Source organism: Nocardia sp. NPDC051900 (assembly GCF_044452545.1).
Taxonomy (GTDB): domain Bacteria; phylum Actinomycetota; class Actinomycetes; order Mycobacteriales; family Mycobacteriaceae; genus Nocardia; species Nocardia sichangensis.
Window position 1 is genome coordinate 224,182 of record NZ_JBITBU010000012.1, and the last position, 15,746, is coordinate 239,927.

The following is a 15,746-nucleotide window of genomic DNA, read 5'->3' on the forward strand; positions in this document are numbered from 1 at the left end:
TTCGTTTCCTAACTCGGATGATCCGAAAATCTCGGGTCGGCGGTCGCCACAGCGCCGGGCGGCACCGGCAGCGACACCGGGGTGTCGGCGGCCGGTTCGGCCGCGGAGCGTTCGCCGGTCACGGGGTCGAAGTCCTCCCACTCGAGTGCGCCGCCAGCCAATTCGGCGGTGAACTCCTTGACCCAGGTGAGTTCGGCGGCGAGGATCGCCCGCAGATACGGCAGGGAGATCCAGTAGCGGCGGGGAACGACGTGCTCCTCGGCCCAGGCGCTCAGCATGTCGGCATCGGCCAGTTCGGTCTCCAGCACGCCGATTCGTTCGCGCAGCAGGGTGAGCGCCTCCGTCTTCGGCAGATTGTGCAACTCGCCCAGCGCCACCGGGAAGATCGGATACTCCGGAACGGGTCGCCGCACGATCTCGGCGATCCGGTTGCGCAACGCCTCCCTGCCGCGCCCGGTGATCCGGTAGGTGGTGCGTTCGGGCCGGTTGCCCGCCCGGTCGACGCCCTCGGCGTGCACCAATTCTTGGTCGGCCAGGCGGGACACGGTGTGGTACAGCGAGCCCGGCCGCACCTTGACCAGCTTGTCCTCCCGCCGCGCGATCAGCGTCTGGAACATCTCGTACGGATGCATGGGCCGCTCCTCCAGCAGTGCGAGCACGGCGATGGCCAACGGCGTCACCGACGGATGCGCCTGCCCTTGCCCCATGCTTGTTCACCTCCGTCACTCGGTCGTCTCGGCCTTCGGCCGCCGACGCTGCGAGCCTGCCGCCGCCCGGCACGCTATCGCCCGGTCCCGACATGCTCCACGCTAAATATTCCACGTGGAATATACGGCGCGGAACAGCCTGCGAACAAGACGCTGCGACCCGTGATGACCCCCACAATTCACAGCCTCGCGTATCGCGTTCCCGATGTCCCGGCTCGTACACGACGAGAGGCCATCGAGATGTCAGTTCTCGATGGCCTCTCGATTTCGGCTCCCGCCGAAGGCCGACAACGTCGGCGACCCTCTCCAGCGCCATTGCTGTGCGGGATGGTGTAGTGGCTGCTCAGCCAGCCTATGCCGCGACTCACAACCGGCGGCAGTGTCGGATGCGACATCTATCGCTCGATTCCCGACAGGAAAAACGCGAGCTGACGACTCAGCGGCGTCGACCGACTGTGGCAAGCGCCGTGCGGGTCACGCCTACAACGAGTGCTTGTCCAGCCAGGCGCGCGCGACATCACTCGGTGCGGCACCGTCGTCCCGGACATTCCGGATCATGGCCGCCAGCTCGTCGGTCGTCAGTTCGCCCGCGACGTAGTCGAGTTTCTTGATCTGCCGCCGGTCGAGCAGTCCTTTGCGGAACAGCGGCAGCACGTTCTCGGCTCGCACGGCGTACTCGTCATCGGACAGCACGGCCAATCCGTCGGTCGCACCGGGCGTCAGTTCGGCGGGACCGCCGAGCAGGCCGACCTGAACCCGGCCTTCCAGCAGCGCTTTCCGCAGTGCGGCGGGATCCGGGAAGGCCACGGTGGCGGCGAAGTCGCACCCGGCGACGCGATCGCTCCCGGCCTGCGGCAGCAGGCCGGGCGTGGCCGCTACGCCGACGGTCAGTCCACCGCAGCGGGGCGCGAGATCACGCACCGAACGCACTCGGTCCTGCGCCGCCGCCTGTGCGGTGAGCAGCACCCGCGGCCGCAGATCGGTGCCGTCGGCGCGATCGGAGACGACCAGCCCCTCGGGCAATGCGGCGCTCACCGCATCTTTCACCTGCTCAGGCAGCCGCGCCGTCGTGTGTTCGTCGAGATGGGCCAGCAGCGCGCCGGTGTGCTCGCCGACCACTTGGACCCGGTCCGCATCGAGCGCGGCGAGGTAGTCCGCGCGGCTGCCCAGTCGCGGGTCCACCGCGGTCCGCACACCGGCGCGCGCGAGCGCGCCCGCATAGATTTCGGCGAGCACGGAGGACTCGATCGAATCACCCGCGCCGACCGTGATCGACGGCTGCGGCTCGTCGTTCCCGCAGGACACGACCAGCGCGACGGAAGCGACGACCAGCAACCGAGCCAGCACCCGCTGTGACGCGGCCAACACCATCCGGCGACACCAACTCTCCGACGACTCGACACGGCCAACAGAAAAACCCGGAAGCGGGCAGTATGGACACCCAGAATGTACCGGCGGCCGCTCGGTGCCGAGACCGCGCCCGCCGTCATGTCGGAAGGACTCTCGTGAAATCCACCCGCACCCCCGGTGCCGCCACGCACCGGCACCCCGCCGCGCGCGTCGCACTGCGCGGCGCCCGTATCCTCGCCGCCGCGACCGCCCTCGCCGTCGCGATGGCCCTGTCGGCTTGTGGCGATTCCGATCCACTCGCCACCGGCGGCAGCTGTTCGGGAGACGGATTGACCGTCGGTTCGGCGAACTTCCCCGAGTCCGAGACCATCGCCGAGGTGTACGCGGAAGTGTTGCGCGCCAATGGCTTCAGCGTGGATACCAAGCTGGGCATCGGCAGCCGGGAAGCTTACCTTCCCGCCCTGCGGAAGTGCGCCATTTCGGTGATCCCCGAGTACACCGGCAATCTGCTGCAGTACCTGGACAAGAACGCCACCGCCACCAGCGCGGCCGACGTGAACAGCGCGCTCGGCAAGGCGCTCGGTTCCGATCTCGCGATCGGCACGCCCGCGCCCGGCGAGGACTCGGACGCCGTCGTCGTCACCCGCGCCACCGCCCAGCGCTGGAACCTGAGCACGATCGCCGACCTGGCCGCGCACTCGGCCGAGGTGAAATTCGGCGCGCCCGCCGAATTCCAGGAGCGTGCGGGCGGTCTGCCCGGCCTGAAGAAGAACTACAACCTGGATGTCGCGGCGGGCAATTTCGTGCCGATCGCCGACGGGGGCGGTCCCGCGACGGTTCGCGCGCTGGTCGAGGGCCAGGTGACCGCGGCCGATATCTTCACCACCTCGCCCGCCATCCCGCAGAACGACCTCGTGGTGCTGAACGACCCGAAGCACAACTTCCCCCCGCAGAACGTGGTGCCGCTGCTCAACGCGAGCAAGAAGTCGGACAAGGCGCTCGCGGCGCTGAACGCGGTATCCGCGCAGCTGACCACCGCCGAACTGATCAAGCTCAACGAGGCGGTCTCCGGCACCGGCAAGACCGAGCCCAAGGCCGCCGCCGCGGCCTGGGTCGCCGCCAAGGGGCTGAACAAGCCGGTCGGCTAGGGAGGGAGATTCGGTGTCCGATATCGAATTCTCCGGTATCAGCAAGACCTATCCGGACGGCACGCACGCCGTCACCGACCTGGATCTGCGCATCGAGTCCGGGTCGTTCACCGTGTTCGTCGGGCCTTCCGGCTGCGGTAAGACGACCTCGATGCGAATGATCAACCGCATGATCGTGCCCAGCTCGGGGACGATCACCATTGCCGGGCAGGATGTCTCGACCGTCGATCCGGTCCGGCTGCGCCTCGGGATCGGGTACGTCATCCAGAGCGGCGGACTGCTGCCGCACCGGACGGTCGTCGACAATGTCGCGACCGTTCCGGTCCTGCGCGGCGACTCGCGCCGGGCCGCCCGTGCCGCGGCGCTCGAGGTACTCGACCGGGTCGGCTTGGATCGCTCGCTGGCGCAGCGGTATCCGGCGCAACTGTCGGGTGGTCAGCAGCAGCGCGTTGGCGTGGCCCGCGCGCTGGCCGCCGACCCGCCGGTCCTGCTGATGGACGAGCCGTTCAGCGCCGTCGACCCGGTGGTGCGCGCCGAATTGCAGGTCGAAATGCAAAGGTTGCAGGCGGAATTGCACAAGACCATCGTGTTCGTCACACACGACATCGATGAGGCGATCACGCTCGGCGATCGCGTGGCGGTGTTCGGACGCGGCGGAGTGCTCCAGCAGTACGACGCGCCGCAACGCGTGCTCGCCCAGCCCGCCACCGATTTCGTCGCCGACTTCGTCGGCCGCGACCGCGGTTACCGCGGATTGTCCTTCCGGTCCGCGAATGAGATTCCGCTGCACGAGATCCGGACGGCTGTCACGGACGAGGTGCGCGAACTGCGACTCGACGCGGGCGAGTGGGTGCTGGTGGTCGACACCGACCGCAAGCCAGTGGGCTGGATGGACGTCACCGGCGTCGAGGGATTCCGCGCGGGCCGCGCCCTGTCGGACAGCATGTCGGCGGGCGGTTCGCTGTTCACCCCGTCCGGCGACCTGCGCCAAGCACTGGACGCCGCGATCTCCTCGCCATCCGGAATCGGTGTCGCCGTCGACGGCGCCGGTGCGGTACGCGGCGGAGTGCTGGCCACCGAGGTGCTCGAGCAGTTGGCCGGGCAGCGCGCCCACGAAGACGCCGAACGCAACCGGCACTTCTTCGAAGAACGAGTGCCGTGAACGGACGTGAGCGAGACGGCGTCGTGCGCGCCGGAATCCGGAGAGCGACATGAGATACCTCGTCGAGAACTTCTCGGAGATCATGGGAATCACCGCGACCCACCTCTATCTCGCCCTGGTGCCGCTACTGCTGGGCCTGGTGATCGCGGTCCCGGTCGGCGCGCTGGTGCGGCGAGCGGCGTGGCTGCGCCGGGTCACGGTGACCGCCGCGAGCCTGGCCTACACCGTTCCGTCGCTGGCGCTGTTCGTGATCATTCCTCCGCTCGTCGGCATCTCGGCCATCGACCCGCTGAACGTGATCATCGCGCTCACCATCTATTCCACGGCGCTGCTGGTGATCGCGGTCCCGGCGGCTCTGGACTCGGTGCCCGCCACGGTGCTCGACGCGGCCGACGCGGTGGGCCACGGCCCGCTGCGCCGCACGCTCACCGTGGATATGCCACTTGCCGTGCCGGTCTTCGTATCCAGTCTGCGGGTGGTGGTGGTGACCAATATCGCGATGGTGTCGGTCGGCGCGCTGATCGGCGTCGGCGGGCTCGGCAAACTGTTCACCCAGGGCTACCAGCGCGATTATCCGGACGAGATCATGGCGGGCATCATCGTGACGCTCGCGCTCGCGCTGGTCGCCGACCGGGTGGTGTACGCGCTGGGCCGCTGGTCGACGCCCTGGGTGCGCGCGGACGCCAGGACCGTCAGGGCGAAAGGCACTGCGGCATGAACCTTTTCCTCGACGCCTGGCACTACTTCACCGACGGCGCCAACTGGAGCGGTCCGTCGGGCATCGGGAGCCGCATCGTTCAGCACCTCTGGTACAGCTTCCTGACCGTCGCCGTGTCCGCGGGGATCGCCGTACCGCTCGGCCTGATCATCGGCCACACCCGGCGTGGGGCGGCGGTGCTGGTCGGCTTCGCCAACGCCATGCGCGCGCTGCCCACCCTCGGCCTGTTGACCTTCCTGGTGCTGCTGCTCGGCCTCGGCTTGATACCGCCGCTGCTGGCACTGATCACGGTCGGCATTCCTCCGCTGCTCGCGGGCGCGTACGCGGGAATCGCGAACGTTCCCGCCGACGTCGTGGACGCCTCGCGCGCCATGGGCATGACCGAACGGCAGATCCTGTTCCGAGTCGAGGTGCCCAACGCGCTGCCCATCCTGCTCACCGGGCTGCGCGGCGCGACCCTCCAGGTGGTGGCCACCGCGACGATCGCCGCCTACGTCAACCTCGGCGGCTTGGGCCGCTACATCTTCGACGGGATCAGCCTCTACCGCTACGACCGCGTGCTGGTCGGCGCGCTACTGGTGGCGGTGCTTGCCATGCTGCTGGACGGGCTGCTGGCGTTCGCGGTGTGGGTCAGCGCGCCGGGAACCGGCCGGTTGCGTCGCCCGACCCCGGCCGCGCAATCTGCTCCGCTATCGACCCAGGCCAGAACCACCGTGCCCAACTAGCTCTCCACGTGTCCGCTCAGTCGTCGGTGACGCGAGGCGCTTACTCGGCCGCGACACGCGAAAGGCGCCCATTCGCGGTCGAATGGGCGCCCTTCGGCTGGCGTGCGGTGGCGTTACGCGACGCCCTCGGCGCGGGCGGCGGCGGCGACCGCTTCGGCGACGGCCGGAGCGACCCGCGGGTCCAGCGGGCTCGGCACGATCTTGTCCGGGCCGAGTTCGTCGGCGACGACGCTGAGGATGGCGTCGGCGGCGGCGATCTTCATGCCCTCGGTGATCCGCCGGGCGCCCGCGTCCAGCGCGCCCTTGAAGACGCCGGGGAACGCGAGCACATTGTTGATCTGGTTCGGGAAATCGCTGCGGCCGGTGGCCACGATCGCGGCGTACTTGCGCGCCACCTCGGGGTGGATCTCCGGGTCCGGGTTGGACATGGCGAACACGATCGCCTCCGGCGCCATCGACGCGATGAGCTCCTCGGCGATCAGGCCGGCCGACAGGCCGAGGAACACGTCGGCGCCGGCCAGCGCCTCCGCCGCGCCGCCGGTGAGGCCGCGCGGGTTGGTGCGGGTGGCCAGCTCGGCCTTCACCTCGTTGAGGTCGCCGCGGTCGGCGCCGACGATGCCCTTCGAATCGAGCACGGTCACGTCGCGGACACCGGCGGCCAGCAGGATGTTCGTGCACGCGACACCGGCGGCGCCCGCGCCGGACACCACGACCTTCAGGCCCTCGATGCCGCGGCCCTGCACCTTGGCGGCGCCGTTGAGCGCGGCGAGCACCACGATGGCGGTGCCGTGCTGGTCGTCGTGCATCACCGGGCAGTCGAGCGCCTCGATGACGCGCCTCTCGATCTCGAAGCAGCGCGGCGCGGAGATGTCCTCCAGGTTCACCGCGCCGAAGCTCGGCCGCAAGCGGATCAGCGTCTCGACGATGGCGTCGACGTCCTTGGTGTCCAACACGATCGGGATCGAATTCAGCCCGGCGAACTTCTTGAACAGCGCCGCCTTGCCCTCCATCACCGGAAGCGAGGCGCGCGGGCCGATGTCACCGAGGCCGAGCACGGCGGTGCCGTCGCTGACCACGACCACGAGCCGATCGGTCCAGGTGTAGCGCTTTGCCAGCGCCTCGTCCTCCGCGATCGCGCGGCTGACCTGGGCGACGCCCGGGGTGTAGGCGATCGACAGATCGCGCTGGGTCTCCAGGGGCGCACTGAGTTCGACCGAGAGCTTGCCGCCGAGATGTCCGGCGAAAATTTCGTCGTTTGTGATTTCGGACAAGCTTGCCGTGGAATTCGGTGCATCAGTCACAGGTGACACGATTTCACTCCTGCTCGGGTCGGGCTAAATCGGGGGACGGTTACCACCGGGTAATGGGTATAAGGGGTTTCACAACGCTCATCGGGTGCGCTGACCGGTGCGTTTCGAGCTGGCTGCGAGCGGCGGACGCGACTTGCCGAGTTCTCGATGGCGGGCGCGGCACTGATCCGCGAAGCAGAACCGAGCGGGTGTGCCCGGACAGAACGTGCGGTGTGATCTCGCGGGTCGCGACGGTACGTCGGCGAGGCGGAGACCTCCGTGATTCCCTCACCCGGCGGTGGCGGAGGCAAGGAATCCGACACATTCTGCCAGTCCGGTAGGCAAGTTGCCAAACCGGTTACCCCATGGGCCGTGTCGCGCTCCATCACCCAACGTTAGGGGGCGGGAATTACCCTCAGGTAAGCGGAAACTCCCCGTTCAGCAGTCGCACGCGGTGAGCGATCGCACCGCTCGGGGCGGCGGCGGTGTGAGTACCAGCGGGCCGAGCGCCGCCCGGCGGCGCACTGTCATGCGACGATATCGCGGGGCTGCTCCGGCATCGTCCTCGGCGCGTCCGGGCGCACCCACACGCTGCGCACGCCGCCGGACATCAGTCGCGTCCGCCAGGTGTCGGACGCGCCGGGATGATCGGTCCTGCGGTGCATGCCGCGGCTCTCCGTGCGCGTCAGCGCGCTGTATTTGGTCCAGCGCGCCACCGCGAGCAGCGCGGCGGCCTGCCGGGCACGCAGCAGGTCGGCGCCGCTGCCGCCGAGGTCGAATTCCGCCCCGGGCCACATGCCGTCGAGTTCGCCGATGCTGTCGCGCAGGCTGCCCGCGCTGCGCCAGTAGCTGCGCCGCAACGGCAGAGTGTGCTCTTGGACGAGGCCGACCACCGCCCTCGGATCGATCCGCGCCACGGCATTGAGCCCGGCTCCGGACACCTCGCGCGCCGGGGCACGCCGGTCCGTCGTCCGGGCGAATTTCGCCGCGCCCGCGCCCGCCCAGACGCCGGAAGCGATCGCCCACGCCGCGCTCAGTCCGCCGAATCCGCTCACCGCGCCGGTGAGCGGCTCGCGACTGACCACGTCGCCCGCGGCGAACAGGCCCGCGACGGTGGTCGCGCACTCCGGTCCGGTGACGCGCAGTCCGCCCGTGCCGCGCACGGTGCCCTCCAGCACGGCGCGCAGCGGCACCCGTTCGGCACGGTCGACGAAGCCATGGCGCGCCAGCCGGGACCGGAGGGCCACCGGTACGTCGTCCAGGGCGGCGAAAACCCGCTGACCATCGGCGATGGCCGCGAGCGCCGCCGAGCGATGCCCGGGCAGCTCGACGCCGGATTCGTCGTAGAGCGGGGCGAACCGCAAGGCGAGATTCCGCAGCGCGGTCGGCTCGGCCTTCCCTGGCGGAATCAGGCTGTAGGCGCAGGAGAACTCCATCCCGGACAGCTCGGCGCCCGCTTCCACGGCGAACAACAGACCGTCGCCGGTGTCCACGTCGGTGCCCGCCGACCCGGACAGGAACGCGCAGCCACCGGTGGCCACCACGACCGCACCCGCGCGCACGGTCCAGCGCCCGAAACCGTCATGGGGGCGCAGTCCGGTGGCGCCGCGCACTACGCCGTCGCGGTCCACCAGCAGTTGCAGCACCGGGTGATGATCGAGTACCCGGACACCCGCTTCCCGCACCGCGCGGCGCATTCGCCGCAGGTAGCGGGCGCCGTCGAGATAGCTGCGCCGCCTGGCCGGCCCCGCGGGGTCACCGGCGAGGTGATAGCCCCAGCGGGCCAATTGCTCGACCCGCTGATGACTTTCCTCGAGCACGCGGTGCATCCAGTCCGGATCACCCAGCGCGCCGCCGTGCGCGTGCCCGCGCCGGACCGCCTCGTCCCGCGCCGGGCCGGGCGGAAGGTGCCACAGCGAGATCGCGCCGTACGCCGTCGGCCCGCTCGACCCGCAGCGCGCCTTGTCGACGAGCACCACGGTGGCGCCGGCCGCGGCGGCCGAGACGGCCGCCCAGGTACCGGCGGGACCACCGCCGATTACCAGTACATCCGTCTCGAGTTCGGTCATAAAGAAAAATGTTCGGGCACAATTCATCGGCCCGCAACCAAAACTCGGGAGTCAGCTCCACCATTGCGTCCACAGCAATAGTCCAGCAGCCAGAAAAACGATCATCGAACCGGTAAAGGCGGCCGAACCACGATGCCGGTCCGAATATATCTGCGCCACCAGGGCGACCACCGCGGCCGCCACGTGCCAGGCGACCGATTCGGCGCCGGGACCGGGGAAGCCGCGTCGCTGCGCGATGACCGCGGCGCCGACCACGACCAGCATGCCCACCACGACGCCACCGGCGACGATGCCGCTGAGGCCGCGCACGAATCTCACGCGGCGATCACCGGCACGCCGGAGGCCTTGCCCACCAGCTTCTCGAATTGCGTTGCGTCGGTGGTGAACTCGCCGAGCCGAATGGTCTTGTTGGTGCCGTGATAGTCCGATGAACCGGTGGTGAGCAGGCCGAGTTCCGCGGCCAGATCGGTGAGCAGCTCGCGGTCGGCCGCGGAGTGGTCCGGGTGCGCGATCTCCAGGCCGCCGAGCCCGAGCGCGGCCAGCTCCCGGATGTCGTCGACGGCGAGCAGCCTGCCCCGCTTGCGCGCCCTGGTGTGCGCCAGCACGCTGACCCCGCCCGCGGTGGCGATCATCTGCACCGCGCGACGCAGCGGGGTGTCGGCCTTCTCGGCGTAGTAGGGACCGTGCGGGGCGAGCAATTCGTCGAACGCCGCGTCCACGCTGGGCACCACGCCCGCGGCGACCAGCGCCCGGGCCAGATGCGGGCGCCCGGCCGACGGCCCCGCCGAGGCCAGCACGGCGTCGGGATCGATCGGCAGTCCGTCGGCCGCCATCCGCTCGGCCATGGCGCGCAGCCGTTCCACCCGTTCGGCGCGCAGCCGCTCGCGTTCCTCGGCGAAGCCGCGATGGGTCGGGTCGAACAGGTAGGCCAGCAAATGTACGGGCACCGGCCAGCCGTCCTCCCCCAGGCCGACGCAGGACATCTCCATGCCGCGGACCAGCGTCAGCCCCTTCGGCAGCGCGTCGACCGCTTCCGACCATCCGGCCGTGGTGTCGTGATCGGTGATCGCGACGACGTCCAGGCCCGCGGCGGCCGCGTTCCGTACGAGTTCCGCCGGGGTATCGGTGCCGTCGGACGCGGTCGAATGGGTATGCAGGTCGATGCGCACGTCTTCAAGTCTTACAGTGCCGCGCGGTCGTCCCGCACGCGCAGGCGACGTTCCGGCAGCCCACGGCGACGTAGCATCGTCAGCGTGCCGTCCTTTTCTCCGCTTTCGTCGCTTCGTGGCTCCGGCCGGACACCGTCGCAATCCGGGCAGCGGTTCATCCCGGTTCCGACCGCACAGGCGATCGTCGACTGCGCGGTGTACGTGGACGGCAAGCGGCTGCCGGGGCGGTTCACCCACAAGGCCGCGCTGGCGCGGGCCCGTGAGCAGCCGAACGGATTCGTCTGGGTGGGCCTGCACGATCCCGACCAGACGCAGATGGAAGACATCGCCGCGACGTTCGGCCTGCACCAGCTCGCCACCGACGACGCCCTGCAACGGCACCAGCGGCCGAAACTGGAGCGCTACGACGATTCGCTCCTGCTGGTGTTGCGCACGGTCAGCTACGTCCCGCACGAGATGAACAGCGTCAGCGAGATCGTGGAGACCGGCGAGATCATCGTGTTCACCGGTCCCGACTTCGTGGTCGCCGTCCGCCACGGTGAGCATTCCGGCCTGGCCGAGGTGCGCAAGGCGCTGGAGGAGGACCCCGAGCAGCTGGCTCTCGGACCGGGCGCGGTGCTGCACGCGATCGCCGACCGGATCGTGGACTCCTACATCGACGTGGCCCAGTCGGTCGAGAACGACATCGACGAGATGGAAGAGGAGATCTTCACCCCGCGCAGCAAGGTGACGGTGGAATCCATATACCAGCTCAAACGTGAGGTGGTCGAGCTGCGGCGCGCGGTGAATCCGCTCGCCGCGCCGCTGGAGCAGCTCAGTCGCAAAACGGATCTGCCGGTGCCGAAGGAGGTCCGGCGCTATCTGCGCGATGTCGCCGAGCATCACGCCGCCGTGGCCGAGCGGATCAACGACTTCGACGAGGCGCTCAGTGCGCTGATCAGCGCCGCGCTGGCCCGGATCGGCGTGCAGCAGAACACCGACATGCGCAAGATCTCGGCGTGGGTGGCGATCGCTGCCGTGCCCACGATGATCGCGGGCATCTACGGGATGAACTTCGACCACATGCCCGAACTGCACCAGGTCTGGGGTTATCCGATGGTGTGGGTGCTCATCCTCGCCATCTGCACCGGCTTGTTCTTCACCTTCCGCCGCAACAAGTGGCTGTAGCCGGGGGAAGCCTCACAAGCTGGCGGCGCCGCGCCTCGGGTCGCGCACATCGATGCCGGCCTCCTGCCACGCGTCCCGCAACGCCTGCGCACCCCGCACCCGGACCCAGGCCGCCTCGGTCGCGGTCACCGGCGTCACCGCGAAATAACGCACCGGCTCCGCCGGGTCCGGCAGCGGCACTTCGGGAATGTCGCTCTCACCGAGCAGAACCGCGGTGAACGGCGCGTCGCGCCACATCGGCTCACCCAGATCCATCAGCGCGTCCGCTTGCAGCACAACACCTTCCACGACCGGCGCCGCGGCGAGCACGCCGAGCGACTTGGCCAGCCCCGAGCTGGCTCCCACACCGGACCGCAACGTCAGCACGAGTTCCGCGCGCGGGCCGCGCACCGGGTCGGCGTGCACCGCGGTGGGATCGCCCATGGGATGCCTGCTGCCGCCCAGCGTCACGTAGTGCACCAGATCGTCCTCGACGATGCGCAGGATCTCGATCGGCTCCAAGCCCAGAAAGGTGACCGACGCGGCGTCGACGTTCGCGGCGTCCACCCCGAAATGGCCCAGCACCTCGGTGCGGACCGTCTCCAGCACTTCCATACGTCAGATCGCCAGCCGCGCGAGCATGTCCCGTGCCTGCTCGGCCGACTTCGGATCGCACAGCACGTCGTAGCGGCCCGCCACCAATTGCATGGTGGACGCGAAGTCGCGCTGACCCCTGGTCGCCGCGTAGGGGATCGAGGTCGAGATCAGGCCGAAGATGATGCCGCCGACCAAGCCGACGATCAGCGGGCCCAGCGCGCCGCTGGTGGTGAACAGGCTCAGCAGCAGACCGAGGAACAAGCCGAGCCAGGCGCCCGACACCACGCCGCCGCCGATCACCTTGCCCCAGGTCAGCCGGTAGAGAACCCGCTCGACCTGCATCAAGTCGACACCGACGATGGTCACGTCCTGCACCGGGAACTGGTTGTCGGCCAGATAGTCGACCGCCTTCTGCGCCTCGGCGTAGGTCGGGTAGGAGCCGACCGGCCAGCCCGACGGAGGCGTCGGAAGGGCCTGCCGCGCACGGCTCGAGTTCCCCAAGGGATTCGTCATAGTTCCATTCTGCTATTCCGACGCATCCCGCGGTGGTGTGAAACGCGTGGTGCGCGTCATTCCGGCGGCGCGGCCCTTTTCCGCGATCACCTGGGCCATCTTGGCGCTGGCCTCGTCGATCATCTCGTCGCCGAGCATCACCGCGCCGCGGGCGCCGCCCGCCGCCGAGGTGTGGAAGGCATAGGCGTCCAGGATCTCCTCGGCGCGGTCGTAGTCCGATTGCCGCGGGCTGAAGATCTCGTTGGCCGCCTCGATCTGACCGGGGTGCAGCACCCACTTGCCGTCGAACCCGAGCGCGGCCGTGCGCGCGGCGGCTCGGCGGAAGCCGTCCACGTCCCGGATCTGCAGGTACGGGCCGTCGATCGCCTGGAGACCGTGGGCGCGGGCGGCGAGCAGGATGGTCATCAGGATGTGGTGGTAGGCGTCGCCGGTGTCGTAGCCCTCCGGCTGTTCGCCGACCACCAGCGTGCGCATGTTGATGCTGGCCATGAAGTCCGCCGGGCCGAAGACCAGGGTCTGCACCCGGGGACTCGCGGTGGCGATCGCGTCGATGTCGCGCAGTCCCACGGCGTTCTCGATCTGCGGCTCGATGCCGATCCGTCCGACGTCCAGGCCGCAGGTCTTCTCCAGCTGGGTCAGCAGCAGGTCCAGCGCGCGCACCTGGCCCGCGTCGGTCACCTTGGGCAGCAGGATCGCGTCCAGCCGCGCGCCCGCGCCCTCGACCACGGAAATGACGTCGGCGTAGGTCCATTCGGTGGTCCAGTCATTCACCCGGACCACCCGGAGTTGCGTTCCCCACCCGGAGTCGTTCAGCGCCGCGACGATGTTCGCCCGCGCCTCGGCCTTCGCGACCGGCGCGACCGCGTCCTCCAGATCGAGGAACACCTCGTCGACGGGCAATGTCTTGGCCTTCTCGATCATCTTCGGGTTGCTGCCCGGGCACGCGAGCACCGAACGGCGTGGCTTCATGATCACTCCCGTCGATCGTGGCGGGATGCGAACACCCGCGCGCGAACATCTAGCCTTGGCAGCATGGCAGCTACCAGGGTGTACGTCGCCAGGCTGGCCGGTTTGGCGGTACTGGGACCGGACGGGGAGTCTATCGGCCGGATTCGTGACGTCGTCGTGGCCGTGCGGTCCGACCGCCAGCAGCCCCGCGTGCACGGCCTGGTCGTCGAACTGCCCACCCGGCGGCGCATTTTCGTGCCGATCCTGCGGATCACCGCGATCGAGCCCGGCGTGGTCACGCTGAACACCGGAACGGTCAGCCTGCGCCGTTTCACCCAGCGACCGGGCGAGATGCTCGCCTTGGCGCAGATCGTCGACTCGGTGGTGCGGGTCGATGACCCCGACCTGCCCGACCTGGCCGGCGTGGACGTCCACGTGGCCGATCTCGGCATCGAACAGGCGCGTTCCAGGGACTGGCTGGTCAGCAGGGTGGCCGTGCGCGGGCACCGCAGGCTTGGCCGCAGGCGCACGGTGCACGTGGTGGACTGGACCAGGGTGTCCGGCCTGACGCCCCACGAGATCGGCAGGCCGGGACAGGACGTGACGCAACTGCTCGAACGGTTCGAGGGCATGCGCGCGGCCGACGTGGCACAGCAACTGCGCGAGCTGCCGGAGAAACGGCGGATCGAGGTGGCCGTCGCGCTGGACGACGAACGTCTGGCCGACGTGGTGCAGGAACTGCCCGACGACGAGCAGGTCGAGTTGCTCAGCCACCTGGAGGTGCGCCGAGCCGCCGACGTGCTGGAGGCGATGGACCCCGACGACGCCGCCGACCTGCTGGGCGAACTGCCGGAGGGCGAGGCCGAATCGCTGCTCGCCCTGATGGACCCGCAGGAGTCCGAGCCGGTGCGCAGGCTGCTCGAGCACTCCCCTTACAGCGCGGGCGGCCTGATGACGCCCAAGCCGGTCATTCTCACCCCGTCCACGACGGTGGCCGAAGCGCTGGCGCGGGTGCGCAACCCGGACCTCACTCCCGCGCTGGCCTCCATGGTGTTCGTGGTCCGTCCGCCCACCGCGACGCCGACCGGCCGTTACCTCGGTTCGGTGCACATCCAGCAGTTGCTGCGCGAACCACCCGCCCACCTGGTGGGCGGGATCCTCGACACCGATCTGTCGACGCTGCGCCCCGAACTGCCCCTGGCCGCGGTGACCCGGTACTTCGCGACCTACAACCTGGTCTGCGGACCGGTGGTGGACGAGGAGAACCACCTGCTCGGCGCGGTCAGCGTCGACGACGTCCTCGACCACCTGCTGCCAGAGGACTGGCGCGACCAGGAAGAGACCGACGAACGGGGCGGAGCGTGAGCCCGCACGACCCCGCGCACGCCCGAAAGGACACACCGTGAGCGAGAACGACCCGGGCGTGCGGCTCGGTCACAACAGGGCCCGCCAACGGCTGGAGACGCCGGTGGAAAGCCGGTTCCGATTGGAGTGGGACGCCGAGGCTTTGGCCCGCAGCAGCGAGCGGGTGGCGCGATTCCTGGGGACCGGTCGGTATTTAGCGGTCCAGACGATCGTGGTGGTGGTCTGGATCCTGGTGAACATCTTCGTGATCACGCTGCGCTGGGACCCGTATCCGTTCATCCTGCTGAACCTGGCGTTCTCCACTCAGGCCGCCTACGCGGCGCCGCTGATCCTGTTGGCGCAGAACAGGCAGGACAACCGGGACCGGGTCGCCCTGGAGGAGGACCGGGTGCGGGCCGCTCAGACCAAGGCGGACACCGAGTTCCTGGCCCGGGAACTCGCATCGCTGCGCATCGCGGTCGGCGAAGTGGCCACGCGCGATTACCTGCGCCGGGAATTGGAAGAGCTGAAAGGAATTCTGGACCGCATGGAGTACGCGGAATCCCCGGATCCGGAGAGCCGGACGGACAGCACCGGAAAGGGCGGCCGCAAGAAAAGCTTCGGCCGAAAGCCCGCTCCGGCATCGGTTTCACCGTCGGTAACCAGTGATCAACCGGAAATACCGAATAAGGACCTGACTGGTGGGTAACCTGGACAACGTTGTCCAGAGCGGCCTGGGCAGGGGATGTCCCGGACGGCCGCTCCCACGACGTCGAGGATTGGGTGTGGCCGAATGCGTGTATCTGCTCCGATAACGGTCTCGGCTTTGGTTGTTGCTGGTGTGGTGGTGAGTGGTTCGGG

At 69.3% G+C, this 15,746-nt stretch carries 16 protein-coding genes; 7 read left to right on the forward strand and 9 right to left on the reverse strand.

Annotation, left to right across the window (positions count from 1 at the left end; genetic code table 11):
• Positions 1-8: 8 nt before the first annotated feature.
• Both ACIA5H_RS22155 and ACIA5H_RS22160 read right to left on the reverse strand, forming a co-directional pair.
• Positions 9-707 carry a PadR family transcriptional regulator gene (locus tag ACIA5H_RS22155; protein WP_397077219.1) on the reverse strand — a complete coding sequence of 233 codons (699 nt, stop codon included), beginning with the start codon at positions 705-707 and terminating at the stop codon, positions 9-11.
• A 480-nt stretch (positions 708-1,187) separates the two neighbouring features.
• Positions 1,188-2,078, reverse strand: a complete 891-nt coding sequence (locus ACIA5H_RS22160; protein WP_397077220.1) for a glycine betaine ABC transporter substrate-binding protein — start codon at positions 2,076-2,078, stop codon at positions 1,188-1,190.
• A gap of 242 nt (positions 2,079-2,320) precedes the next feature.
• Here ACIA5H_RS22160 and ACIA5H_RS22165 point away from each other — a divergent pair, with 242 nt between their 5' ends.
• Genes ACIA5H_RS22165 through ACIA5H_RS22180 form a run of 4 tightly spaced genes read left to right on the forward strand, consistent with a single transcriptional unit; the run spans position 2,321 to position 5,810 of the window.
• Entirely contained in the window at positions 2,321-3,205 is an 885-nt protein-coding gene (locus tag ACIA5H_RS22165) for an ABC transporter substrate-binding protein (protein ID WP_355077387.1), read from the forward strand.
• Positions 3,206-3,218: 13 nt separating this feature from the next.
• A complete protein-coding gene (locus tag ACIA5H_RS22170) occupies positions 3,219-4,367 on the forward strand; it encodes an ABC transporter ATP-binding protein (protein ID WP_356969741.1) in 1,149 nt (382 codons plus the stop codon).
• Between the two features lie 49 nt (positions 4,368-4,416).
• Positions 4,417-5,085: an ABC transporter permease gene (locus ACIA5H_RS22175; RefSeq protein WP_355077342.1), complete on the forward strand. Its 669-nt coding sequence runs from the start codon at positions 4,417-4,419 to the stop codon at positions 5,083-5,085.
• A complete protein-coding gene (locus ACIA5H_RS22180; RefSeq protein WP_397077221.1) occupies positions 5,082-5,810 on the forward strand; it encodes an ABC transporter permease in 729 nt (242 codons plus the stop codon). The genes ACIA5H_RS22175 and ACIA5H_RS22180 overlap by 4 nt, the downstream gene beginning before the upstream one ends.
• A gap of 113 nt (positions 5,811-5,923) precedes the next feature.
• Here ACIA5H_RS22180 and ACIA5H_RS22185 read toward each other — a convergent pair whose 3' ends face one another.
• The 4 genes from ACIA5H_RS22185 to ACIA5H_RS22200 all read right to left on the reverse strand — a co-directional run bounded on the left by ACIA5H_RS22185 (position 5,924) and on the right by ACIA5H_RS22200 (position 10,337).
• Positions 5,924-7,120: an NADP-dependent malic enzyme gene (locus tag ACIA5H_RS22185; RefSeq protein ID WP_397077222.1), complete on the reverse strand. Its 1,197-nt coding sequence runs from the start codon at positions 7,118-7,120 to the stop codon at positions 5,924-5,926.
• Positions 7,121-7,626: 506 nt separating this feature from the next.
• Positions 7,627-9,168, reverse strand: a complete 1,542-nt coding sequence (locus ACIA5H_RS22190) for an FAD-dependent oxidoreductase (protein ID WP_397077223.1) — start codon at positions 9,166-9,168, stop codon at positions 7,627-7,629.
• 51 nt (positions 9,169-9,219) lie between these two features.
• Positions 9,220-9,486: a hypothetical protein gene (locus ACIA5H_RS22195; protein ID WP_379254775.1), complete on the reverse strand. Its 267-nt coding sequence runs from the start codon at positions 9,484-9,486 to the stop codon at positions 9,220-9,222.
• Complete coding sequence (locus ACIA5H_RS22200) at positions 9,483-10,337, reverse strand: PHP domain-containing protein (RefSeq protein ID WP_355077350.1); 855 nt, start codon at positions 10,335-10,337, stop codon at positions 9,483-9,485. Before ACIA5H_RS22200 ends, ACIA5H_RS22195 begins: the two co-directional genes overlap by 4 nt.
• 75 nt (positions 10,338-10,412) lie before the next feature.
• Here ACIA5H_RS22200 and ACIA5H_RS22205 point away from each other — a divergent pair, with 75 nt between their 5' ends.
• Positions 10,413-11,504 (forward strand): magnesium and cobalt transport protein CorA, encoded by a 1,092-nt coding sequence (locus tag ACIA5H_RS22205; RefSeq protein WP_397077226.1) that lies wholly within the window; start codon positions 10,413-10,415, stop codon positions 11,502-11,504.
• A gap of 12 nt (positions 11,505-11,516) precedes the next feature.
• On the opposite strand, the gene ACIA5H_RS22210 is transcribed toward ACIA5H_RS22205, so the two are convergent.
• Genes ACIA5H_RS22210 through ACIA5H_RS22220 form a run of 3 tightly spaced genes read right to left on the reverse strand, consistent with a single transcriptional unit; the run spans position 11,517 to position 13,562 of the window.
• Positions 11,517-12,098, reverse strand: a complete 582-nt coding sequence (locus tag ACIA5H_RS22210; protein ID WP_379254771.1) for a suppressor of fused domain protein — start codon at positions 12,096-12,098, stop codon at positions 11,517-11,519.
• A 3-nt stretch (positions 12,099-12,101) separates the two neighbouring features.
• Entirely contained in the window at positions 12,102-12,593 is a 492-nt protein-coding gene (locus ACIA5H_RS22215; RefSeq protein WP_039800517.1) for a general stress protein, read from the reverse strand.
• A 12-nt stretch (positions 12,594-12,605) separates the two neighbouring features.
• Positions 12,606-13,562: a CoA ester lyase gene (locus ACIA5H_RS22220; protein WP_355077354.1), complete on the reverse strand. Its 957-nt coding sequence runs from the start codon at positions 13,560-13,562 to the stop codon at positions 12,606-12,608.
• 63 nt (positions 13,563-13,625) lie between these two features.
• Between ACIA5H_RS22220 and ACIA5H_RS22225 the strand changes: the two genes are divergently transcribed.
• Both ACIA5H_RS22225 and ACIA5H_RS22230 read left to right on the forward strand, forming a co-directional pair.
• Positions 13,626-14,906 carry a magnesium transporter MgtE N-terminal domain-containing protein gene (locus ACIA5H_RS22225; RefSeq protein WP_379254767.1) on the forward strand — a complete coding sequence of 427 codons (1,281 nt, stop codon included), beginning with the start codon at positions 13,626-13,628 and terminating at the stop codon, positions 14,904-14,906.
• Between the two features lie 58 nt (positions 14,907-14,964).
• A complete protein-coding gene (locus tag ACIA5H_RS22230; RefSeq protein ID WP_397077227.1) occupies positions 14,965-15,594 on the forward strand; it encodes a DUF1003 domain-containing protein in 630 nt (209 codons plus the stop codon).
• Positions 15,595-15,746 lie beyond the last annotated feature (152 nt).

Bases quoted from the DNA above. Each gene is read 5' to 3' on its own strand.
- ACIA5H_RS22210 (WP_379254771.1), bottom strand. From the start codon at position 12,098: ATGGAAGTGCTGGAGACGGTCCGCACCGAGGTGCTGGGCCATTTCGGG.
- ACIA5H_RS22165 (WP_355077387.1), top strand. From the start codon at position 2,321: ATGGCCCTGTCGGCTTGTGGCGATTCCGATCCACTCGCCACCGGCGGC.
- ACIA5H_RS22215 (WP_039800517.1), bottom strand. From the start codon at position 12,593: ATGACGAATCCCTTGGGGAACTCGAGCCGTGCGCGGCAGGCCCTTCCG.
- ACIA5H_RS22180 (WP_397077221.1), top strand. From the start codon at position 5,082: ATGAACCTTTTCCTCGACGCCTGGCACTACTTCACCGACGGCGCCAAC.
- ACIA5H_RS22175 (WP_355077342.1), top strand. From the start codon at position 4,417: ATGAGATACCTCGTCGAGAACTTCTCGGAGATCATGGGAATCACCGCG.
- ACIA5H_RS22225 (WP_379254767.1), top strand. From the start codon at position 13,626: ATGGCAGCTACCAGGGTGTACGTCGCCAGGCTGGCCGGTTTGGCGGTA.
- ACIA5H_RS22220 (WP_355077354.1), bottom strand. From the start codon at position 13,562: ATGAAGCCACGCCGTTCGGTGCTCGCGTGCCCGGGCAGCAACCCGAAG.
- ACIA5H_RS22190 (WP_397077223.1), bottom strand. From the start codon at position 9,168: ATGACCGAACTCGAGACGGATGTACTGGTAATCGGCGGTGGTCCCGCC.
- ACIA5H_RS22155 (WP_397077219.1), bottom strand. From the start codon at position 707: ATGGGGCAAGGGCAGGCGCATCCGTCGGTGACGCCGTTGGCCATCGCC.
- ACIA5H_RS22160 (WP_397077220.1), bottom strand. From the start codon at position 2,078: ATGGTGTTGGCCGCGTCACAGCGGGTGCTGGCTCGGTTGCTGGTCGTC.